Below are 21,289 nucleotides of genomic sequence, written 5' to 3' on the forward strand. Positions count from 1 at the left end.
TGGCCGAAAGCCCTGCCGCGTTGCGTCTTGTGCCGCTGCGGCGCAATGCAAACGTGTGTTAATTTCCGGCGTTTGAAACTTTGTTGCGCAATCGGGACCAACGTCCTAGATAGTCTGCGGATGAAGGAGAATGCCATGCCCGGCCACAAGCTTGACGACATCGACCGGCGTATCCTGGCCGAGCTTCAGGCCGATGGCCGCATGACCAATGTCGAACTGGCCAGCCGGGTCGGCATTTCGGCGCCGCCCTGCCTGCGCCGGGTCCGCACGCTGGAGGAGCAGGGCTTCATCACCGGCTATCACGCCGATATCGACGCCCGCGAACTGGGGTTCGAGGTGGCGGTTTTCGCCATGGTCCGGCTGAACAGTCAAGCCGAAGCCGACCTTTCGGCGTTCGAGGAGCGCTGCCGGTCGTGGCCGCTGGTCCGCGAATGCCACATGCTGAACGGCGAGATCGACTTCATCCTGAAATGCGTCTCGCCCGATCTGTCCACCTTCCAGAACTTCCTGACCGGAGAGCTGCTGAAGGCCGCGAATGTGGCAAATGTGAAGACCAGCCTTGTCATCCGCTGTGCCAAGGACCAGCCCGGCGTGCCGTTCGAGGTGCTGGAAGAACGGCTGTCGCGCAGCGCCTGAGGGCGCGGCAGGGGGCGGGGACCGAACGCAGGCGAAGGCCGCAAAATGAAAGCGGCCCCGTTATGTGCCAGAGGAGCACCGGGGCCGCCTTTCCTGAACCCCACCCTGAAGCGTGAGCGCGCTTCGGGCGGTCTGTCCGGCGGTGGCCCCGTAGGGTCTTACAATCGCGCCGGCCATCCTTTCAGCAGTGGACATCTGCTGATTGAAAGGATGACCGAAATACGGCCGTGTGTCAAATACTTGCCGCAGGTTCTTCATGTTGAAGACGGGCTGTGGCCCGGTTCGGGCCACTGGTATCATTAACCAAGGAATCTCAAGGATTTGGCGAAGCCGCGCTCTTTCAGGTCAGAGCGCTGGCCTCGGCGGGGTACGGCGGCCGGGCTGCGAATCGCATCGGGCCGCCATAGAATCAGCGGGCCGCGATGGCGCCCATACGACCGAAGACCGGCACATGCGGAACGGGCAGGACCACCGGCGCTTCGGCCTTGTCCTGCAGTGCGGCGGGGCGGCGGCGTTCACCGCGCATCCAGGGGAAGTTCGGCAGCGGCTCGGCCGAGGCGACAATCAGGCTGCGCAGCCAGCGGCGTTCGGTCTTGATGGTCTGGGTCATTCTGCTCTCCATCCTCTTCGTGGTGCCTCTTCGGGCTTGAGGACAGTTTCACCGGGTATTGCGGCGGCCATTAGGACGGATTGGCGCCGGATTGGGGCGTTTTCCGGTGCGGAAACAATGCCGGGGCGCACGGGGCATTGTCAGCATCGTTTCAAGAAAATTCCTTGATCTAAAGGATAATGCGCCAGATCCGCATGGACTGTTTCGGCAATTGTGGCGGGATCGTGGCCGCGCCGCGGCGCAGCGCCGGTCAGAGCCGGATGGCCGAGATCAGACGGCCATAATCTGCCTCACCCGCATGGGTGGTGCGGCGATAGCTGAAGAACCGCTCCGAATCGCGATAGGTGCAGTGGCCGGTCCATTCCGCATGGCCCACGCCCGCGCTGCGCAGCCGGTGCAGCCCGTAGGAGGGCAGGTCGAACAGATAGCGCCCGGCCGGGCTGTGGGTGAAGAAGCGGTGGTTGTCGCGGTCCTCGGCCAGAAAGGCGTCAAAGAACTCCTGTCCGACCTCATAGGCGGGCTGGCTGATCGAGGGGCCGATGACGGCCCGGATCCTGTCGCGCCGGGCGCCGGCGGCCTCCATCGCGTCCAGCGTCGCCTCCAGCACCCCGTCCAGCGCACCGCGCCAGCCGGCATGGGCCGCGCCGATCACCCGCGCCTGCGGATCGGCGAGCAGCACCGGCTGGCAATCGGCGGTCAGGACCGACAGGGCCACCCCCGGTGCAGCCGTCACCAGGGCATCGGCGCGCGGCCGGTCGGCCGTGGGTCCGACGACGGTCACCACATCGGCGGAATGCACCTGATGCACCGCGGCCAGCGCACCGGCATCGACACCCATGGCCTCGGCCACGCGGGCGCGGTTGATGGCCACGATCTCGGTCTGGTCGGACGATCCGGTGCCGCAGTTCAGCCCGGCGAACACGCCCGAAGAGGCGCCGCCCTTGCGGGTGAAGAACCCGTGGCGGACGGGCAGGGCAGAGGAGGTGATGATCTCAAGCATCTGATGCGGTCCGTCACGCAAGGCCCGGAGGCGTGGGGGCACCGGGCGGATAAAGCGCCAGCGCCTTGAACAGGGTTCCCATCTCGTCAGGATGGGTCAAGCGGCGGGCCGCTGCAAGATGGGCCTGCAAGGCGGGGCCTGAAAGTCTGGCCGCCAGACGCTCGGCCCGGGTTTGCAGGCCGAGCGCGTTCAGCAGGGTGCCTTGCGTGGTGAAGGCATGGGCGGCGGGCCGGGCCGCGGCCGCCAGTGCGCGGAAATCGACATGGGCGGTCAGGTCCGCCTCGCCCGGGGCGGCCAGCGGATCGGCAAAGGTGTGATGGTGGAGCGCCTGAAACGTATCGCCGCGGCTGCCCCAACCGCCATAGTCCAGGATCAGCGCCAGCCCACCCTGTGCCGCGATGCGCGTCCCCAGATGGGCGGCGATCGGCAGGGCGGCGGGGCAGATCTCGACCACGGTGCCGGGGGCAGCGGTCAGGCCGGGATCCGCCACCGGCACCCGGCCCAGCTGCAGGGCGCCCGCGGGGGACAGGCCGACGACCGTCTCGTCCCAGCCCGTCGGGCCGCGGGTGAACTGGCGGATGGGGAGGGCGTCGAAGAATTCGTTGGCCAAAAGGAACAGCGGCCCGTCGGGCAGATCCTCCACCCGGTCGGCCCAGTGCACCGCATGGCCCGCCAGCGCCTGCCGCTGCCGGTCGCGCAGCACGGGAGAGGCCTCGACCAGCCAGATCTGCGCGGCCGCGTGAAAGCCCGGGACCGCCCGCGTGGCGCGCAGAACATCGGCCATCAGCGTGCCGCGACCGGGCCCCGGCTCTGCCAGCACGAAAGGCGCGGGCGCGCCAAGGTCCAGCCAGTATTGCGCCAGGGCAAGTCCCAGCAGCTCTCCGAACATCTGGCTGATCTCGGGCGCGGTGGTGAAATCGCCGCCCGTGCCGAAGGGATCGCGGGTGGCGTAATAGCCATGCAGCGGGTGCAGCAGGCACTCGGCCATGTAATCCGCCAAGGTCAGCGGCCCGCCCGCGCGGATGCGATCCGCCAGAAGGGCAGCCAGCGGGGTCATGCCGTGGCGGGGGCGGCGACGGGCCGGGCGCGGAAGGCGAACCACAGGCCCACGGCGATCATCGGCAGTGACAGAAGCTGGCCCATGGTCAGCCCGTAGCCGCCCAGATGCAGCGCCAGACCCAGCGGGTTGCCATCGGTCACGAATTGCGCATCGGGCTGGCGCAGGAATTCCACCAGAAAGCGCGCGATGCCATAGCCCGCGATAAAGATACCCATGACCCGGCCCGGAAAGCGCAGCGCGCCGCGGCGCCAGACCAGCCAGATCAGCAGCGCGCCCAGGATCAGCCCCTCCATCGTCGCCTCATAGAGCTGGCTGGGGTGGCGGGCGCACAGGCCGGTGACCCCCGCGCAGGCCTGCGCGGCCTCGCCCGGGAAGATCACGCCCCAGGGCAGGTCGGTCGGACGGCCCCACAGCTCGGCATTGATGAAATTGGCAACACGGCCCAGCAGAAGTCCGGGCGTGGCGGCCAGACCGAACAGATCGCCCACCTTCAGCGGAGCGATCTTCTCGCGCCGGCAGAACCACAGCCCCGCGATCACCACCCCGGCAAAGCCGCCGTGGAAAGACATGCCGCCATTCCAGACCTGCACGATGGCGGCCGGATTGGCGAGATAGGTTGCCGGATCGTAGAAGATCACATAGCCCAGCCGTCCGCCCAGCAGGACGCCCAGGATCACCCAGGTCAGCAGCCGCTCCACCTGCTCGGCCGTCATCGGCGCGGTGCCGGGTGCCCAGAGCCGGGGCGTCTTCACCGCTTTGGTGACGATCCACCATCCCAGCAGAAGTCCGACGATATAGGCCATCGCGTACCAGCGCAGGGTCAGCGTCATCGGGCCGATGTCGATGCTGAAAATGTCAGGCGAAATATCGGGAAACGGGATCATGGGCGGTCCTTCGGCCGGGGTTGGCGGCAGAATGCTTGTCTTGCGGGCAGGGGGCGAAGTCAATTGTCGCAGCCGGGGTCCGCGGTCTTGTGAACGGGGACGCTGCCGCGCATATAGGATCAAAGTGCAGGAGGTTCGCATGCAGACCCGCAGCAAATTCTTTGACGACATGAGCCAGCTGATGACCAATGCCATGGGCGTGGCCCAAGGCGCCCGGACCGAGGCGGAGACGGCATTCAAGTCGATGATCGACCGCTGGATGGCCGGCAAGGATTTCGTCACGCGCGAGGAATTCGACGCCGTGCGCGCCATGGCCCAGAAGGCCCGTGAAGAGAACGCGGCTTTGTCCGCCCGCCTTGCCGCGCTGGAGGAAGCCTTGGCCGAAAAGCCGAAGGCCACGCGCAAGAAGGACGTCTGACCGCCCGTCCGCCCTGCGCATAATCTGTGCAAAGATCGCGGATAGGCGGGAATCATCTGTGCGCCTATGTTCAGTGGCGAACGAACATTCAGGACCTTCGCCATGACCATCCATCCGCAGACCCGCGTGGGCCACGTCCACCTCAAGGTGTCGGACCTTCAGCGCTCCATCGATTTTTACTCGGGCCTTCTGGGGTTTGAGGTGATGCAGACCTATGGCCCGCAGGCGGCCTTTTTGTCGGCTGGCGGCTATCACCACCATATCGGCCTGAACACCTGGGAATCCGCCGGGGGCAGCCGCCCCGCGCCGGGCACGACCGGGCTTTATCACACGGCCTTTCTGTTCCCCGACCGCAAGGCGCTGGCCAATGTGCTGAAGCGTATCGTGGCGGCGGGATGGCCACTGACCGGCGCCGCCGACCATGGTGTCAGCGAGGCGGTCTATCTGGACGATCCCGATGGCAACGGGGTGGAGCTTTACCGTGACCGCCCCGAAGAGGAATGGCCGCGCGATGCGAATGGCAAACTGGCCATGTCCAACGCCCGGCTGGACCTGCGCAAGCTTCTGTCCGAAGCGGACTGATCAGACCCGGAACAGCCGGAAGGCCGCCGAGGCGCCCCAGCCTGCCACGGCGGCCATCGCCAGCGACAAGAGGCCGTAGATCAACGGCTGCCGCTGCGCGAGGTTGAAGACCGCGCGCTCCAGCCCCTCTTTGCGGACATAGATCGTCCGCTCCTGCTCTGCGATGACGCGGCCTTCGCGCAGCAGGAACAGGCGCACGCGGTATCCGCCCTCGGTCAGGTTGGCGGGCAAAGCGATATCGGCACGGAACAGGGTCTGTTCCGTCAGTTCGACCTTGTTTTCCAGCAGACGATAGCGTCCTTCGTCGCTGCGCACGCGCACCAGCGCGCGGACGAAATCCTCGTGCCCATAGGCCTGATCGGCGATGCCCACGGCGCGGATCATGCGGTCGATGCTGATGGAATGGCGGAAATTGTCCGTTGCCGTCAGGATCACATCCAGCGGCCGCGTCGTGGCCAGGGCAAAGAAACTGGGCGCGCTGTCGATTTCCACCGCGGAATTGTTCACCCAGATGCCGAAGACCCGCTCCTTGCGCCGCACGGTCACCGGGCCAGAGGGGCCCATGACGGCCACGATCACGTCGATCGGTCCCTCCGGCGCCGGGCTGTCGCGCTTGACCGCGCCATAGACCAGAATTTCGGACCCGTCGAAATCCGCGGTGATCGACACGCGGGTCTGGCTGAGGCCGGAGACGATGCCCTCGTCCTGTGCGGCGGCGGGCAGCGCGAAGACCATAAGGGCAAGCATCGCCCGCATCAGCCGCCCGGCCAAGGTCCCGGTCATGGCAAAGCCCCCGGCGTGACCGAAAACAGCTCGGCCGGTTGCACCAGCAGATCCACCGCGATCCGCAACGACACCGCCAGCACGAGGAGTGACAGGAGCACGCGTAGCTGCTCGGCCTTCAGACGCACCCCCAGACGGGCGCCGATCTGTGCGCCGATGACGCCGGACAGGATCAGCGTCAGCGCCAGCATCATATCCACCGTCTGGTTGGTGACAGCATGCATGATCGTGGTGAAGCCGGTGACGAAGATGATCTGAAAGAGCGAGGTGCCGATCACCACCTTGGTCGGCATCCCCAGCATATAGATCATCGCGGGCACCAGAATGAAGCCGCCACCCACCCCCATGATCGCCGCCAGAAAGCCTACAGCCGCCCCTATGGCCACCGGGGGGATCACGCTGATGTATAGGCCCGAGGCGCGGAATTTCATCTTGAAGGGCAGGCCATGGGCCCAGCTGTGCACATGGGCCCGGCGCACCGGCGCCCCCGGCCGGCGGCTGCGCAACAGCGCCCTGATCGATTCCTGAAACATCATCATGCCGATCAGACCCAGAAACAGCACATAGGACAGCTGCACGAACAGGTCGATCTGGCCCAGCCGCTGCATCAGGGCAAAGACCCAGATTCCGACCGATGACCCGGCAAAGCCCCCCACCAGCAGCACGGTGCCCATGCGGAAATCCACCGCCTTGCGCTTCATCTGCGCCAGCACGCCCGAGATGGAGGAGGCCACCACCTGATTGGCGCCGGTCGCCACCGCCACCGCGGGCGGCACGCCGATGAAGAACAGCAAAGGCGTGATCAGAAAGCCGCCTCCCACCCCGAACATGCCCGACAGGAAGCCCACGATCCCGCCGATCCCCAGCAGGATGAAGATGTTGACCGAGACCTCGGCAATGGGAAGGTACAGCTGCATCGCATCGGGGCCGGGCAGAGAATGGGGTGTGTCAAAGGGTTGCGCCCCTTTCGCCCGGTTGTCAAAGGCGGTTTGCCGCTAACGCAGGCCGCGCAGGAATTGCCGCAGGATGCGTTCCAGTTTTGCCGCACCCAGGGGGGCCATGGCCTTGGTATGCTCATGGCTGATCTGCTCGTCCGACAGACCCGCCGCCATATTGGTGATGGTCGAGATCGCCGCCACCTCCAGCCCCAGAAACCGCGCAAGGATTACCTCCGGCACGGTGGACATGCCGACGGCATCGCCGCCCAGAAGCTTCAGCATGCGGATTTCGGCCGGCGTCTCGAAGCTGGGGCCGGAATACCAGCAGTAAACCCCGTCGGGCAACGGCAGCTCCTCGGCCGCGGCGGCAGCCTTCAGCGCCGCGCGCAGGACCGGGGAATGCGCCTCGGTCATTGGCACGAAACGCGCATCCGTCTTCTCGCCGATCAGCGGGTTCAGCCCGGAATAGTTGATGTGATCCGACAGGAGCATCAGATCGCCCGGCCGGATGTCGCTGCGCAGGCTGCCCGCGGCATTGGTCAGGATCAGCCGCTTCGCCCCCAGCTCCTTCAGGACCGATAGCGCAGGCCGCATCGCGGCAGAATTGCCGTTCTCATAATAATGTTCGCGCGCGCCGAAGACGGCTACACGGACACCCTCCAACACACCCACATGCAGATGCGGATTGTGCCCTGACACGCCGACATGCGGGAACCCGGGCAGATCGGCGTAAGGAATCGCCACCCCCTCTACCGCATGGGCCAGATGGCCAAGCCCGGAGCCGAGGATCAGCCCCACGTCTACGGGTGCATCCCCCGCACGGGCACGGATCAGGGCAGCGGTGTCAGAAATCGTCATGGCAGGGCCTTTGATGGGCCGCAGGCCGGGGGCGCTTCGCCCCCCGGACCCCCAGAGGATATTTGCTCAAAGTGGAATGGGCCTTTCCAGTTTGCATAAATATCCCACGGGGGTCCGGGGGTGTGAAACCCCCGGTGCGCGGGTGGTCAGGAAGATCAGCGTTCTTTCACATAGGGCTCGCCGCCCGCACGGGGCGGGATGGCCTTGCCGACGAAACCGGCCAGCACCAGCACGGTCAGCACATAGGGCAGCGCTTCAAGGAAGGCGCCGGGGATGCGCACCTGCGCCACGCCCTCGACCACGTCCGGGCGCAGCGCCAGCGCCTGGAAGAAGCCGAACAGCAGGCAGGCCCACATCGCCGCCACCGGGCGCCATTTGGCGAAGATCAGCGCGGCCAGCGCGATATAGCCGCGGCCCGCCGTCATTTCCTTGCCAAAGCCCGCCTGCAGTGCTGTGGCCATATAGGCGCCGGCGATGCCGCAGAGGATGCCGGTGATCATCACCGCCCCATAGCGCAGCCCCGCGACCGAGACGCCTGCCGTATCCACCGCGGCCGGGTTCTCTCCCACCGCGCGCAGCCGCAGGCCAAAGCGGGTGCGGTAGAGCACCCACCATGTCAGCGCCACGATGGCGAAGGCGGCATAGACGAGGATCGAATGGCCCGACACCACCTCCTGATAAAGGGGGCCGGCCAGCGGCACCTCCTTCACCGCCTGCGCCAGCGGCAGGTCGAGGGGGTTGAACCGCGCCTCGCCCGAGATCGGGGGCGTCCGTCCGCCTTGCGAGAACAGCGTCTGCGCCACCAGCACGGTCAGCCCGGAGGCGAGGAAGTTCAGCGCCACGCCGGAAATCAGCTGGTTGCCGCGGAAGGTGATCGCCGTCACGCCATGGATCAGCGCAAAGACCATGGAACCCGCGATCCCGGCCAGAAGCCCGACCCAGACCGATCCCGAATAGAAGGCCACCGCACCCGAGCACATGGCCGCGACCAGCATCTTGCCTTCCAGCCCGATGTCAAAGATCCCCGCGCGTTCGGAATAGAGCCCGGCCAGACAGGCCAGCAGCAGCGGCGTCGCCAGGCGGATGGTTGAATCCAGCAGCTGGAGCAGGGTGTTGTAATCCATCACGCCACCTCTGCCTTCCTGCGGCCCAGGGCGAACACCCGCGCCAGCAGCATCCGCACCATCATGTCCAGCGCGCCGGTGAACAGGATCACCAGACCCTGCACCACCACCCGCATCTCGATGGGGATTTTCGTCCACATGCCCAGCTCCGCCCCGCCCTGAAACAGGAAGCCGAAGAGAAAGGCCGCCAGCACCACGCCGACCGGATGGTTGCGGCCCATCAGCGCCACGGCGATGCCGATGAAGCCCGCGCCGGAGGCGGAATTGCCGACCAGCCGCTCCGCCTCGCCCATCACGTTGTTGATGGCCATCAGGCCCGCCAGACCGCCCGACATCAGCATGGCGATCATGGTGATCTTCACCGGGCTGATCCCGGCATAGCGGGCGGCGGGTTCGGATTTGCCGAAGGCGCGGATCTGATAGCCCAGCTTTGTGTGCCAGAGCATAACCCAGACCCCGACGGCCAGCAGCAATGCGATCAGTAGGGTGATATTCGCAGGCACCGGCCGGGTGAAGACCAGGTTGAATAGCGGCAGCTGGTCCAGCGAGGGGATATGCGTTGCCGCGGGGAAATTCGCCGTGGACGGGTCCTGCTGGCCCGGCGGGCGCAGCACATCGACCAGCATGAAGATCATCAGGCTGTAGGCGATGTAGTTGAACATGATCGTTGTGATCACGATATGGCTGCCGCGCTTGGCCTGCAACCAGGCCGGGATCGCCGCCCATGCCGCGCCGAAGGCCGCCGCCGCGCAGGCCGCGCCGATCAGCGCCAGCGACCAGTGCGGCCAGGGAATGAACAGGCAGCACAAGGCCACGCCCAGCCCCCCCAGTTGCGCCTGCCCTTCGCCCCCGATGTTGAACATGCTGGCATGGAAGGCCACCGTGACCGCCAGCCCGGTGAAGATGAAGCTGGTGGTGTAATACAGCGTATAGCCCCAGCCATAGGCGGACATCAGGCTGCCCTCGACCATGACGGTGATCGCCTCCCACGGGTCCTGCCCGATGGCAAGGATCACGAGGGCGGAGATGATTGCTGCCAGAAGGAGTGAGATCAGCGGCACAAGGGCCACATCGGCCCATTTCGGCAGGCGGTCCATCAGGCAGCTTCTCCTTTGCCGTCCGTGCCGCTCATCCCGGCCATCAGAAGGCCCAGTTCGCGCTCGTTCGTGGTTTCGGGATCGCGGAACCCCATGATCTTTCCGTCGAACATCACGGCGATGCGGTCTGACAGGCTCATGATCTCGTCCAGTTCGACGCTGACCAGCAGGATGGCCTTTCCGGCATCGCGCAGGGCGACGATCTGCTTGTGGATGAATTCGATGGCGCCGATGTCCACGCCGCGGGTGGGTTGGCCGATCAGCAGGAGGTCTGGGTTCTGCTCGATCTCGCGCGCGACGACGATCTTCTGCTGGTTGCCGCCGGAAAAGCTTTTGGCGGCAAGGCCGGGGATCGGCGGGCGCACGTCGAAGGTGGCCATCTTCTGCGCGGTGTCGGCCTTCAGCGCGGCATTGTCCATCAGCAGGCCACGGGAGTAGCGCGGGTCATCGTCATAGCCGAAGGCCACATTCTCCCAGGCCGAAAAGTCGAGGATCAGACCGTGATGATGCCGGTCCTCGGGCACATGGCTGATGCCCGCCCGGCGGCGCGACTTGCCATCGGCGCCGCGTCCCGACAGGGGCAGGGGGCTGCCCTTCAGCATGGCGATGCCGGTGGCTTTGGTCATGCCGCCAAGGGCTGCCAGCAGTTCGGACTGGCCGTTGCCGGCGACGCCCGCGATGCCAAGGATCTCGCCCGCGCGGATTTCGAATCCGACACCCTTCAGCCGTTCGACGCCATGTTCGTCACGGACGCGCAGGTCTTCGACCCGCAGAACCACATCACCGGGACGGGCCGGTTCTTTCGGCACCTCCAAAAGGACCTTGCGGCCCACCATCAGCTCGGCCAACTGCTCGGGGCTGGTTTCCGCGGTGCGGACGGTGCCGACCATGGTGCCGCGGCGCATCACGCTGACATTGTCGGTCGCCTCCATGATCTCGCGCAGCTTGTGGGTGATCAGGATGATGGTTTTCCCCTGTTCCTTCAGCCCCTTGAGAATGCGGAACAGGTGGTCGGCCTCAGCCGGGGTCAGAACGCCGGTGGGTTCGTCCAGAATCAGGATTTCGGCCTGCCGGTACAGCGCCTTCAGGATCTCGACCCGCTGCTGGTGGCCGACCGAGAGATCCTCGATCAGGGCGTCCGGGTCCACGTCCAGCTCATATTCGCGCGACAGATCGGTCAGCACCTTGCGCGCCTTGGCCAGCGAGCCGCGCAGCAGGGGGCCGTCCTCGGCGCCAAGGACGACGTTCTCCAGAACGGTGAAATTCTGCACCAGCTTGAAATGCTGGAACACCATGCCGATGCCGGCGCGGATGGCGCTCTGGCTGTCGGGGATGGGGGTCAGCGTGCCGCCGATCAGGATCTGTCCGGCGTCAGCCTTGTAGAAGCCGTAGAGAATGGACATCAGCGTGGATTTGCCCGCGCCGTTCTCGCCGATGATGCCGTGGATCGTGCCGCGGGGCACGGCGATGTTGATGTCCTTGTTCGCCTGAACCGGGCCGAAGGCCTTGGAGATGCCCTTCAGCTCAATGGCGAATGGGGCGGCCGCTGCGGGCCGCCCCTCCTGTTCGCCCGGGACCATTCAGAAGGTCGCGGCGGGGCAGGTGTTGTCGGTGCGGTAATCGTGCACGACCAGCTCACCCGACTTGATCTTTTCGGCCGCGGCATCGACGGCCGCCTTCATTTCCGGCGTGATCAGCGCGGCATTGTTGTCGTCCAGCGCATAGCCCACGCCGTCCGACTTCAGGTCCAGCGCCTGCGGGGTGGTGTCCAGATCGGCGCCCGCCTTCATCGAATTGTAGACGGCGACATCGACGCGCTTCAGCATCGAGGTCAGGACCTTGCCGGGGTGCAGGTGGTTCTGGTTGCTGTCCACGCCGATCGACAGGATGCCTTCGTCCGCGGCGGCCTGCAGAACGCCGATGCCGGTGCCGCCCGCGGCTGCATAGATCACATCTGCGCCTTGCCCCTTCTGGGCCTTGGCCAGTTCCGCACCCTTCACCGGGTCGTTCCAGGCGGCCGGGGTGGTGCCGGTCATCGAGGAGACGAATTTGATATCCGGGTTCACCGCTTTTGCGCCCTGGGCATAGCCACAGGCGAAGTTGCGGATCAGCGGAATGTCCATCCCGCCGATGAAGCCGACGGTCCCGGTCTTCGACGCCATCGCGGCCAGCATGCCGACCAGATAGCTGCCCTCATGCTCGGCAAAGCCGATGGACAGGACATTCGGGTTCGCCGCCGGATCGACCCAGCCGTCGATGGTGACGAATTTGGTGTCCGGGAAGTCCGGCGCGACCTTGGAAATCGGGTCCGACATGGCAAAGCCGGTGGTCACGATCGGGTTCGCGCCCGATTCCGCCAGACGGCGCAGCGCCTGTTCGCGCTGCGCTTCGTCCTGCATCTCCAGTTCCTTGTAGGTGCCGCCAGTCTCTTTCGCCCACATCTCGGCGCCGTTGAAGGCGGCTTCGTTGAAGGATTTGTCGAACTTGCCGCCCAGATCGTAGATCAGCGCCGGTTCGGCCAGCGCGGCGCCCGCCATCAGGGCAAGGGCGGCCGTGGCCCCGGACAGGGATTTCAGGAAGGTCATGGGTCTTCTCCCGGTTGCTTAACTACATTCCGGCCAGTCCGCCGGCGCCCCTGACGGGGGCCGGTCGCGGCCGGATTGCCCCCATGATAGCGACGAAGCCGAACCGGGGGTCAAGACGGATTCGCGTGATCGGCGAGGGGAACCTGACCGGAAGGTCAGGATTCGGCAGATGCGGCGGGTTAAAGCGTGCAGGACATCACAAGCGCGTCGATACGGCGGCCGTCTGACGTCGCGTAATAGCCGCGGCGGCGGCCCGCCGTGACGAAGCCTGCCGAATCGTAAAGCGCGATGGCGGCGTCATTTTCGGCAGAGACTTCAAGGAAGGCCGTCTCGCCGCCCCGGGCGCGGGCTTCGTCCAGAAACCGGGCAACCAAAGCGCGGCCGGTGCCCGTCCGGCGGGCGGAGGGGTCGACGGCCAGCGTCAGAAGCTCCGCCTCGCCTGCCACCGCGCGGCCCATCAGGAACCCGGCGGGAGCCTCCAGCAAAAAGACGGTCGGATCGGCCAGAAGGCCCGCAATCTCCGCCTCGGACCATGGCCGGGGGGCGGTGAAGCAGGCGTGGTGCAGCGCGGCCAGCGCCGGGGTGTCAGGCATCCAGAATGACCGGCGGCGGGTCCGACGGCGGCAGCGCATCGGCGCCGCGCAGGTAGAACGGCGCAGGGCGTGGTTGCGGGCTGCCCGCGCGGGAAGCCGCGATCCGGGCAATCGCCTCGGCCAGCGGCATTGCGGGGGGCAGGGGGGCTTTTGCGGCCGATCCGGTCTCAGGCCCGGCAAAGGCGGGCAGGCTGGCGGCTTCGGTCAGGATCGCTGCACTGCCGGGGCCAAAGCTCTGGACATAGACCATGCCGCGGCGGGCATCTTCGACCACCCGCAGCGGGCGCGGCAGACCATGGGCCAGCGCCTCCAGCGTGGTGACGCCGATGGCGGGGATGCCAAGGCCAAGCGCCAGCCCGCGGGCGGCCGCCACGGCGATCCGCACGCCGGTGAAGTTCCCCGGCCCTGTGCCCACAGCCAGAAGCGTCAGGTCGCGCCAGCCGATCCCGGCCTCAGCCAACAACTCCTCCAGCAACGGCATCAGCCGTTCGGCCTGTCCCTTGGCCATGTCTTCCTGACGCAGGAAAACCTGATCCTGCAACAGCAGGCAGGCCGCGCAATGCGGGCCGGATGTGTCGAAGGCCAGAACAGCGGCGGACATCAGCGGTGCCCCGCCTGTCTTCGGCAGCCAGGCACGAAACGCCCCGGCGCCCGCCGTGCGAAAAGGGCCCGGAGGGCTCGATGAGCATTCCCCTGCATGACAGCAGAAAGGTCAGGCCGCGACCGGCCGAACCTCGGTCACTTCGGGGATATAATGCCGCAGGAGGTTTTCGATCCCCATCTTCAGCGTCAGGGTCGAGGAGGGGCAGCCCGCGCAGGCGCCCTGCATGTGCAGGTAGACGACGCCGCGGTCGAAGCCGTGGAAGGTGATGTCGCCGCCGTCCTGGGCCACGGCAGGGCGCACCCGGGTGTCCAGCAGTTCCTTGATCTGGCGGACGATATCGCCATCCTCGGCTGCGAAATGCGCGGCATGACCCGATCCGGCCTCACCTTCGATCGCGGGGGCGCCGGACTGGAAATGCTCCATGATCGCGCCAAGGATCTGCGGTTTGATGTGGTTCCATTCCACATCCTCCGCCTTGGTCACCGTCACGAAATCAGAGCCGAGAAACACGCCGGTCACGCCGCCCGCCGCAAAGATGCGCCGCGCCAGGGGCGAGCTGGCCGCCGCCTCGGTGCCCGGAAAATCTGCCGTGCCCATATCCAGCACGGTCTGGCCCGGCAGGAATTTCAGCGTGGCGGGATTCGGGGTGGATTCTGTCTGGATGAACATGCTCTGACCTCCGGCCCGTTCCCCCGGGATATGCGCTTTGGCGGGCGTCAAGTCAACCTTGGCGCCCATATTTGGCATGGCGGCGGGCCTCAGGCCCGGTCGGTGCCGTAGTAGGAATACATCTCGTCCAGCGCCGACAGCGACCGCAGCTGCACATGGCGCAGCAATTCACGCTCGGCCGAAAGATAGCTGACAGCGGGGTTTTCGGCCGGGCGGCGGGCCGGGGCGGGTTTCACGGGTTTTGCGGACATCGGGTCCATCCTTCTTTGCAGGCGCCTCCCGCTGCGGGACATAGGGTTGTGCTGCGTTGCAGAAAACGCCCGATTCCGCAGTTCCGGAATGCGTGTCGCGAATGGCTGGCCTCTGCCAGCGCAATCATGGTTACCGCGTTGCCAAACCGGAAACGGCCTGTTTACGGCCAATTTGTGGCGAAAACCGGGCAAAAAGACTATGGCAGATTTGGGGGCTCCGCTTATTCAGGGTTTGGGAAATGTCTTTCATGAAATTTGGAGTGGGGCTAAAGCTTCCTTCGCTTCCTTCGCTTCCTTCGCTTCCTTCGCTTCCTTCGCTTCCTTCGCTTCCTTCGCTTCCTTCGCTTCCTTCGCTTCCTTCGCTTCCTTCGCTTCCTTCGCTTCCTTCGCTTCCGTCGTTGCCGTCCCTCGGCAAGATCGGATTGGGGAATGGCTTTGGCAAGGACCACGGCGGGGGCGGCAAGGACCATTGCGGTCCGGGCAAGGATGATGATCCCAAGGACGATGACGACGATCAGGACAATGGCAGCACCAAGGGGAATTTCCCCGAGATTGCCAAGGACACCTCAGGCATCACCTTCCACGTCGACTATGACAACGACGGCACCGTGGATGACTACTACTATGTCGATGCCGACGAACTGGACACGAAGGATGCCCCGACGTTCCAGGACTATTTCGACAAGGCCTCGGAAAACATCGACATGAACAAGCCGGGCACGGATCCGACCAAGACCGTGATCAAGGCGACGATCTACGGGCCGAACAACGAAGAAAGCTACTACCACTTCACCGGCGACGAGTTCGAGGATGACGATTCCGCGGACGATGACGACGACAAGGATGACGATTGCGGCGGCGGCAAAGGTCACGGTGGTCATGGCGGCAAGGGCCATGGGGGTAAGGACCATGGTGGCAAGGACCACGGCGGCAAAGGTCACGGCAAGGGTGACGACTGCGACAAGGATCGCGGCAAGCATGCCGACAAGGACGATGATAAAGACGACGACAAGGACGATGACAAGGATGGTTCCAAATGGGGCCATAAGCTCGGACAGAAGCTGACCGAGACCAAGGGCGCCTATTGGGACAAGGCCGGGGCGTTCTTCGATGGCCTCTGCACCGACAAGGACGACCTTCCGGAAGACGACGCCTCGGCCAATGAGGATGAGGACGAAGGCGAAACGGCCGAGGCCTGAACGAGGCTGCGGTTTTCTTCAGGTTTCGTAGGGCGGCAGGACACGGGGTCCTGCCGCCCTTTTCATTGTCCAGAGGCGCGGGGATAGCCTTTGCGCTGCAGCGCAGGTGCGGACTGCAGGCCGGGCGCCGTCAGCTGCGGCATCACAGAAAAAGGGCGCCCGCGGGGCGCCCTTTTCGATCCGTCGATGCGGCCGGTTTACTGGTAGCAGTGCAGCGGAACCACCGCATTCGACACGCCTTCAGGCACTTCGCTGGAAATCTCGCCGCTGGTGCCGTTGCCTTGCGGGCGGGTGATCCGGTTCTGCGCCAGGAACGTCAGCAGCGGCCCCGAGGGCACGGCGAAGTTCATGTTCTGCGGCAGAGTGCCGGTCTCTTCCAGCACGGCCAGATCGTCGATGCGGCTGACCACGACACCGATCACGGCACCCTTCTTGTTCAGAAGCGGCCCGCCCGAATTGCCGGGCTGCACCGGGGTGGTGATCATCACCCGGTTGGAAGAGCCATCGGTGCCGCGCAGCGCGGCCACATTGCCGCTGGTCACCGTCAGACCCTGATCCAGACTGGTGTAATAGGGATAGCCAAGCGCGGTCACCGCCTCGCCCAGTTTCGGCACCTCCAGCGCCGAAAGCTTCAGCCAGGCGCCCGAGTCGGTTGCCCCGCCCAGAACGGCCACATCCAGCGTGGCATCGGCGGCCAGGATTTCCAGCGGCGTGCCATCGGCCAGTGCCACCGCGCTGCAGCCTTCGATCACATGGGCTGCGGTCACCAGAGTGGTGGGCGCGATGTAGAAGCCCGAGCCCGAGCTTTTCAGCGTGCCTTCGACCTTGGGCAGCGGCGCCTCGGCGACATCGGTGCCCGGCGGTTCCGGGGTCGGTGTGGTGGCGGGCGTCTCGTCCGCGCCCGGTGCGCGCACCGGGGCCGGGCCTTCGGCCACCTCGGTTCCGCCGGGCGCAGGGGTGCCAAGCGGCGGTTGCGCGGGCTTGTCCGAAATATCGACAGAGCCGGGCGCAGGCGTGCCCAGAACCGGACCCGCGGGCTTTTCGCCGGGGGTCGGGCCGGGCACCACGACTTCGACCGGCGCGTTCGGCGGTTCGGGCAGGGCGGCCGGCGGCGGCGCTTCGGCCACGCCGGGCGGCACCGGACGGCGGACCTGATCCTTCGGATTGTCGCTGGCCGGCGGCGGTGCGGCGGCCGTGGTGCTGCCGTTGATGACCTGATCAATCACGCCGCCTTCGGTCCAGATCAGGCTGGCCGGGCTGCCCCCGACCGTGGCCGAAGCCGCAAGCAGGTTCACATGCCCGTAGTATTTTTTCGTCACGACGATAGAGATGGTGACCCAGCCATCCTTGTACTTGTCGGACCGGACATAGGCCTGAAAGTCATTCTCGATCGTGGTCCATGTCAGGGACAGGTTGGCATCGCTGTAGGTATAGGGATTGGTGCCCGCCTTCACCTTCTGCATGAACCAGTCATGGCTGGATTTCATGCCGGCCTGATCCTCATACCGGATGATCATGGAAAATTCCTCGTCCTTGGACAGGAATTCCAGCTCGGTGTCCGATTTGTTTTCCAGCTGTTCCAGTAGGCCGAAGGGATGCAGGTAGCTGGTGTTCGAGGTCTCGTCGTAATAAAGCTGCCAGTTGTGGGCGACCCGCTCATCCTCCAGCGACATGATCAGATCGTTCAGATCGCGGTACGTCGGTGTGTTGCGCTTGTAGACGCGGCTGACATAGGCGGTGAAGGCATCCTGCGACTGCTGGTCCCAGACCCCGGTCAGATAGCCGTAGTAATCCTGCGAGAAGGCCAGTGCCGCCTGAAGCGTGGCGATGTCCTCGCGGCTCATGGTCGAGGCGTCGAAGGCATTGTCCAGCCATGCCTGCGCCTGGGCCCGCTGCGGCACAAGCAAAAGCGTCAGGGCAAGGGTGATGACCAGCGCGGTGGCCGAGACAATCGCACGCATCCGGCAATCTCCAGCATCGAAATGTGAGTGCCACCCATGCTGCCCGGCTTTGGCGGCTTTGAAAAGTAAATCTTCAGCGGTTCAGGGTCACGATTCCCGCAGGGCAGGGCGGAAATCCCATGGTTCGCCGCAGGGTTGTGCCCGGGCCTGCGGTGTCAGGTGATCCGCTCCAGCCGTTCCTTGGACATGTCGCCGGGCACGATGGTGATGGGGATGGGCAGGTTGCCGGAGTTGCGGCTCATCGCGGTGACAAGCGGGCCGGGGCCGTGCTTTTCGGTCCCCGCACCCAGAACCAGCACGCCGATTTCGGGATCTTCGGCCACCTGTGCCAGAATCTCGGCCACCGCATCGCCCTCGCGCACCACGAGTTCGGGGTTCACCCCCTGCTTGTCGCGCATCCATTTGGCGAAAACCTCGAAATGCGCCTCGATCCGCTCGCGCGCTTCGGCGCGCATCAGATCGGCCACGCCCATCCAGGTCTGGAACTCTTCCGGGGGCACGATGGACAGGATCTGCACGCCCCCCCCGGTGTGCGCGGCCCTGAGTGCGGCATAGCGCATCGCGTTCAGACATTCGCGGCTGTCGTCCAGCACGACCAGAAACTTGCGCATCGGGGTTCTCCGGTTGGGCGGGCGGATCATGGAACGGCGGGCGGGGAAAAGGCAAGCCTCAGCCCGCCTGTGCCGCCCCTTCGGCCTTGCGGGCCGCCTTGGGTGCGTGGCGCCACATGCTGACCGAACGCGAGAGGTTCAGCACCATCAGCGCGGCCCAGAGGCCATGATTGCCGAAGGCGGGCACCAGCAGTAGCAGCGCCCCGACATAGATCACCACGCACAGAAGCATGAGGTTGCGCATGGTCCGCGTCAGCGTGGCGCCGATATAGACCCCGTCATAGACCCAGGCCGCCGCCCCGATCAGCGGCGCGGCCAGCAGCCAGGGCAGATACAGACGCGCCTCGGCCCGGACATCGGGGGCGGTGGTCATCAGGTCGATGATCGGCCCGCCTGCCAGCCCGAAGACCAGACTAAGCAGCGCTGCCCCGGCCAGTGTCCAGCCCATGGTCAGCGCGGTTGCACGCCGCACCTCATCGGGGCGGCGGCGGCCGACGGCCTGTCCGACCAGCGTTTCCGCGGCAAAGGCAAAGCCGTCCAGCGCATAGGCGGTGATCTCAAGGAATTGCAGCAGGACCTGATTGGCGGCCAGCGTCAGGTCGCCCTCACGCGCGCCGAGAAAGATGAAGGTTGTGAAGGAAAGCTGCAGGATGACCGAGCGGATCATGATATCCCGGTTCACCACCACCATGAGCCGCAGCGCCGCCGCATCGCGCAGCCGGGCGCGGGCCGCCGCAAAGGCCGGGCCAAAGGCGGAGCGGCAGAGCCAGAGGCCAAGGAAAAGCCCCGACCATTCCGCGATCAGCGAGGCGACAGCCACGCCCGGCACGCCCCAGCCAAGGCCAAGCACGAACCACAGGTCCAGGGTGACATTGACGCCGTTGATCCAGATTTGCAGCGCCACCATGCCGCGGGTGCGTTCCACCGCGATCAGCCAGCCCATCAGCGCGTAAAGCCCGATGGTGGCGGGCGCCCCCCAGATGCGGATGACCAGATATTGCCGGGCCAGCCCCTCCACCTCGGCGCTGGCGGGGGCAAGGGCAAAGGCTCCGGCGATCAGCGCCTGCTGTGCGGCGATCAGCAAAAGCCCCGCCGCCCCCGCCACGATCAGCGCGCGCAAAAGAATCGCCGCGCGCTCCGCCTCGTCTCCGGCACCATGGGCCTGCGCGGCAAGGCCAGAGGTGCCCATGCGCAGGAAGCCGAAGATCCAGTAGACGGTGGCAAGGACCACCGCTCCGATGCCGACCGCGCCGATGGGGGCGGCGGCACCCATCTGTCCCACCACGCCGGTATCCACGGCGCCGATCAGCGGCACGGTGGCGTTCGACAGGACAATCGGCCCGGCAATACTCCAGATCCGGCGATGACCCAGTGGCGGCGGATCGGCGGTGGTCATGAACGCGGCAGTTCGGGCATCAGGAAATGCCCGTTTGCCTGCGCGAACAGGCGCCCGGGATTGTCCTGCCAGCATTCCACCTGCACGCTGGCATAGCGCCGCCCCTGCCTATTGATCCGGGCGCGGGCAAAGGAATCGCGCGGTGCCCCGGGGCGCAGGTAATCCACCGTCAGGTCGATGGTCTTGGGCAGCGGGCCGGGCGCCGCCCCGTCCGCAAGGCCGGACCAGACCAGTCCGACGATGGCCGTCACCTCCAGAAAGGCCGCGGTCACGCCGCCATGCAGGGCAGGCAGCAGCGGATTGCCGATCAGATCGGGCTTGAAGGGCAGGATGCCGGTCAGTTCATCCCCCGCGGTCTCAAACCGGATGCCCAGAAAGCGCAGGTAGGGGATGCCCTCTTCCAGCGCCCGAAGCGTGGCGGTGCGCGGATCGGTCATGCGCGGAAATCCCGGCCTGCGGGCACGCTGCCGCGGCTTTCGATGGTGAAGGCGCCGTTGCCGATGGCCACCGGGCGCGTTTCATCCTCATCGGTGGCGACGACGCGGACGAAGGCCACGCTGCGGGTGACATGGTGGCATTCGGCCCGCGCGCGGATCGTCTGACCCGGCGTTGCGGGGCGCATGTAGTCGATCCTGAGGTCGATGGTCGCCGTGGTGGCCGGGCCCGACGGATGGCACATCACGCTGGCGCCCGAAGTGGTATCCATCAGGGTGGAGACCGCGCCGCCATGGATCACTCCGGTCGCCGGATCGCCGATCAGCCGCGGGTCATAGGGCATCTCGATGATCGCCACGCCGGGGCCGATTTCCACCAGTTGCAGGCCAAGGGCGCGGGCCTGCGGCAGGGCGGTGATGAACTGCTGGGCAATATGCTGCGTGTCTGACATGGCGGCATCAAACCCGCCCCCCGGGACAAGCGCAAGGGGCGGCGGCAGGTGACACCGGGCAGGACCCGCATAAGGCGAGCGGCGCTTGCCATCGGCCCCGCCTTCGCCCTACGATCCCGGGCGGAGGCCCCGATGTCCGAGACGATCCGACTGACATTCAAGGAAATGTGCGCGAAGTTCGAGGTGACGCCGCGGACGCTGCGTTACTATGAATATATCGAGCTTCTGGCCCCCGAGAAGGAAGGCCGGTCCCGATTCTATGGCCCGCGCGAGGTGGCGCGGATGAAGCTGATCCTGCGCGGCCGCCGTTTCGGATTCTCGCTGGAGGAGATTCGGCAATGGCTGCTGATCTATGGCAAGAAGGGCGAGCGCGATCAGCTTGAGGCCTGGCTGGGCATGGCGGACCGGCAGCTTCTGGAGCTGGAACGTCAGCGGGCCGAGCTGGAGGTGACCATCACCGATCTGCGCACGCTGCGCGAGACCGCCGCCGCCGAACGCGACAAACTGCCCGAGGGCTGACGGCTCTGGCGGGGCGGCCCCCTGG

25 protein-coding genes are annotated in these 21,289 nt (G+C 66.0%); 5 read left to right on the forward strand and 20 right to left on the reverse strand.

The window, feature by feature from the left end:
* Nucleotides 1-135: 135 nt before the first annotated feature.
* Nucleotides 136-636, forward strand: coding sequence for an Lrp/AsnC family transcriptional regulator (locus tag ACO2Q5_RS09590; protein WP_423290323.1), 501 nt, complete (start codon nt 136-138; stop codon nt 634-636).
* Between the two features lie 409 nt (nt 637-1,045).
* Here the strand turns inward: ACO2Q5_RS09590 and ACO2Q5_RS09595 are convergent, their stop codons facing one another.
* The 4 genes from ACO2Q5_RS09595 to lgt form a co-directional block, all read right to left on the reverse strand.
* Complete coding sequence (locus ACO2Q5_RS09595) at nt 1,046-1,246, reverse strand: hypothetical protein (RefSeq protein WP_423290325.1); 201 nt, start codon at nt 1,244-1,246, stop codon at nt 1,046-1,048.
* A gap of 250 nt (nt 1,247-1,496) precedes the next feature.
* On the reverse strand, nt 1,497-2,246 hold the full coding sequence (gene pgeF, locus ACO2Q5_RS09600; protein ID WP_423290327.1) for a peptidoglycan editing factor PgeF: 750 nt from the start codon (nt 2,244-2,246) through the stop codon (nt 1,497-1,499).
* Nucleotides 2,247-2,259: 13 nt separating this feature from the next.
* Nucleotides 2,260-3,303 carry a class I SAM-dependent methyltransferase gene (locus ACO2Q5_RS09605; protein ID WP_423290329.1) on the reverse strand — a complete coding sequence of 348 codons (1,044 nt, stop codon included), beginning with the start codon at nt 3,301-3,303 and terminating at the stop codon, nt 2,260-2,262.
* Nucleotides 3,300-4,190 (reverse strand): prolipoprotein diacylglyceryl transferase, encoded by an 891-nt coding sequence (lgt, locus tag ACO2Q5_RS09610; protein WP_423290331.1) that lies wholly within the window; start codon nt 4,188-4,190, stop codon nt 3,300-3,302. The genes ACO2Q5_RS09605 and lgt overlap by 4 nt, the downstream gene beginning before the upstream one ends.
* A gap of 139 nt (nt 4,191-4,329) precedes the next feature.
* On the opposite strand from lgt, the gene ACO2Q5_RS09615 reads away from it, so the two are divergent.
* Together ACO2Q5_RS09615 and ACO2Q5_RS09620 are read left to right on the forward strand one after the other, a co-directional pair.
* Nucleotides 4,330-4,608: an accessory factor UbiK family protein gene (locus tag ACO2Q5_RS09615; RefSeq protein ID WP_423290333.1), complete on the forward strand. Its 279-nt coding sequence runs from the start codon at nt 4,330-4,332 to the stop codon at nt 4,606-4,608.
* Nucleotides 4,609-4,710: 102 nt separating this feature from the next.
* Entirely contained in the window at nt 4,711-5,190 is a 480-nt protein-coding gene (locus tag ACO2Q5_RS09620; RefSeq protein WP_423290335.1) for a VOC family protein, read from the forward strand.
* On the opposite strand, the gene ACO2Q5_RS09625 is transcribed toward ACO2Q5_RS09620, so the two are convergent.
* The 11 genes from ACO2Q5_RS09625 to ACO2Q5_RS09675 form a co-directional block, all read right to left on the reverse strand.
* Nucleotides 5,191-5,973 (reverse strand): TIGR02186 family protein, encoded by a 783-nt coding sequence (locus tag ACO2Q5_RS09625; RefSeq protein WP_423290337.1) that lies wholly within the window; start codon nt 5,971-5,973, stop codon nt 5,191-5,193. It lies immediately after the preceding gene.
* Nucleotides 5,970-6,890 carry a sulfite exporter TauE/SafE family protein gene (locus ACO2Q5_RS09630; RefSeq protein WP_423290339.1) on the reverse strand — a complete coding sequence of 307 codons (921 nt, stop codon included), beginning with the start codon at nt 6,888-6,890 and terminating at the stop codon, nt 5,970-5,972. Before ACO2Q5_RS09630 ends, ACO2Q5_RS09625 begins: the two co-directional genes overlap by 4 nt.
* 78 nt (nt 6,891-6,968) lie before the next feature.
* On the reverse strand, nt 6,969-7,769 hold the full coding sequence (locus tag ACO2Q5_RS09635; RefSeq protein ID WP_423290341.1) for a purine-nucleoside phosphorylase: 801 nt from the start codon (nt 7,767-7,769) through the stop codon (nt 6,969-6,971).
* 155 nt (nt 7,770-7,924) lie between these two features.
* Nucleotides 7,925-8,893, reverse strand: a complete 969-nt coding sequence (locus ACO2Q5_RS09640; RefSeq protein ID WP_423290343.1) for an ABC transporter permease — start codon at nt 8,891-8,893, stop codon at nt 7,925-7,927.
* Nucleotides 8,893-9,990 (reverse strand): ABC transporter permease, encoded by a 1,098-nt coding sequence (locus tag ACO2Q5_RS09645; protein ID WP_423290345.1) that lies wholly within the window; start codon nt 9,988-9,990, stop codon nt 8,893-8,895. The genes ACO2Q5_RS09640 and ACO2Q5_RS09645 overlap by 1 nt, the downstream gene beginning before the upstream one ends.
* Complete coding sequence (locus tag ACO2Q5_RS09650; RefSeq protein WP_423290347.1) at nt 9,990-11,570, reverse strand: ABC transporter ATP-binding protein; 1,581 nt, start codon at nt 11,568-11,570, stop codon at nt 9,990-9,992. The genes ACO2Q5_RS09645 and ACO2Q5_RS09650 overlap by 1 nt, the downstream gene beginning before the upstream one ends.
* Entirely contained in the window at nt 11,571-12,575 is a 1,005-nt protein-coding gene (locus ACO2Q5_RS09655) for a BMP family lipoprotein (protein ID WP_423290349.1), read from the reverse strand.
* A 179-nt stretch (nt 12,576-12,754) separates the two neighbouring features.
* A complete protein-coding gene (locus ACO2Q5_RS09660; protein WP_423290351.1) occupies nt 12,755-13,168 on the reverse strand; it encodes a GNAT family N-acetyltransferase in 414 nt (137 codons plus the stop codon).
* A complete protein-coding gene (gene tsaB / locus ACO2Q5_RS09665; protein WP_423290353.1) occupies nt 13,161-13,769 on the reverse strand; it encodes a tRNA (adenosine(37)-N6)-threonylcarbamoyltransferase complex dimerization subunit type 1 TsaB in 609 nt (202 codons plus the stop codon). The genes ACO2Q5_RS09660 and tsaB overlap by 8 nt, the downstream gene beginning before the upstream one ends.
* 111 nt (nt 13,770-13,880) lie before the next feature.
* Complete coding sequence (locus tag ACO2Q5_RS09670) at nt 13,881-14,441, reverse strand: NifU family protein (RefSeq protein ID WP_423290355.1); 561 nt, start codon at nt 14,439-14,441, stop codon at nt 13,881-13,883.
* A gap of 89 nt (nt 14,442-14,530) precedes the next feature.
* Nucleotides 14,531-14,692 (reverse strand): hypothetical protein, encoded by a 162-nt coding sequence (locus ACO2Q5_RS09675; RefSeq protein WP_423290357.1) that lies wholly within the window; start codon nt 14,690-14,692, stop codon nt 14,531-14,533.
* Nucleotides 14,693-15,114: 422 nt separating this feature from the next.
* Between ACO2Q5_RS09675 and ACO2Q5_RS09680 the strand changes: the two genes are divergently transcribed.
* Nucleotides 15,115-15,891 (forward strand): hypothetical protein, encoded by a 777-nt coding sequence (locus ACO2Q5_RS09680; protein WP_423290359.1) that lies wholly within the window; start codon nt 15,115-15,117, stop codon nt 15,889-15,891.
* Nucleotides 15,892-16,088: 197 nt separating this feature from the next.
* Here the strand turns inward: ACO2Q5_RS09680 and ACO2Q5_RS09685 are convergent, their stop codons facing one another.
* The 5 genes from ACO2Q5_RS09685 to ACO2Q5_RS09705 all read right to left on the reverse strand — a co-directional run bounded on the left by ACO2Q5_RS09685 (nt 16,089) and on the right by ACO2Q5_RS09705 (nt 20,745).
* The gene (locus ACO2Q5_RS09685; protein ID WP_423290361.1) at nt 16,089-17,852 is read right to left on the reverse strand and encodes a trypsin-like peptidase domain-containing protein; all 1,764 of its coding nucleotides are present in this window, start codon (nt 17,850-17,852) and stop codon (nt 16,089-16,091) included.
* Nucleotides 17,853-18,007: 155 nt separating this feature from the next.
* Nucleotides 18,008-18,463 (reverse strand): universal stress protein, encoded by a 456-nt coding sequence (locus ACO2Q5_RS09690; RefSeq protein WP_423290363.1) that lies wholly within the window; start codon nt 18,461-18,463, stop codon nt 18,008-18,010.
* A gap of 58 nt (nt 18,464-18,521) precedes the next feature.
* Nucleotides 18,522-19,859: an MATE family efflux transporter gene (locus ACO2Q5_RS09695; protein ID WP_423290365.1), complete on the reverse strand. Its 1,338-nt coding sequence runs from the start codon at nt 19,857-19,859 to the stop codon at nt 18,522-18,524.
* Nucleotides 19,856-20,296: a PaaI family thioesterase gene (locus ACO2Q5_RS09700; protein WP_423290367.1), complete on the reverse strand. Its 441-nt coding sequence runs from the start codon at nt 20,294-20,296 to the stop codon at nt 19,856-19,858. Before ACO2Q5_RS09700 ends, ACO2Q5_RS09695 begins: the two co-directional genes overlap by 4 nt.
* Nucleotides 20,293-20,745: a PaaI family thioesterase gene (locus tag ACO2Q5_RS09705; protein ID WP_423290369.1), complete on the reverse strand. Its 453-nt coding sequence runs from the start codon at nt 20,743-20,745 to the stop codon at nt 20,293-20,295. The genes ACO2Q5_RS09700 and ACO2Q5_RS09705 overlap by 4 nt, the downstream gene beginning before the upstream one ends.
* A 132-nt stretch (nt 20,746-20,877) precedes the next feature.
* On the opposite strand from ACO2Q5_RS09705, the gene ACO2Q5_RS09710 reads away from it, so the two are divergent.
* Nucleotides 20,878-21,264 (forward strand): MerR family transcriptional regulator, encoded by a 387-nt coding sequence (locus ACO2Q5_RS09710; RefSeq protein WP_423290371.1) that lies wholly within the window; start codon nt 20,878-20,880, stop codon nt 21,262-21,264.
* Nucleotides 21,265-21,289 lie beyond the last annotated feature (25 nt).

It is taken from the genome of Neotabrizicola sp. VNH66, from assembly GCF_049445895.1.
Classification (GTDB): Bacteria; Pseudomonadota; Alphaproteobacteria; order Rhodobacterales; family Rhodobacteraceae; genus Pseudogemmobacter.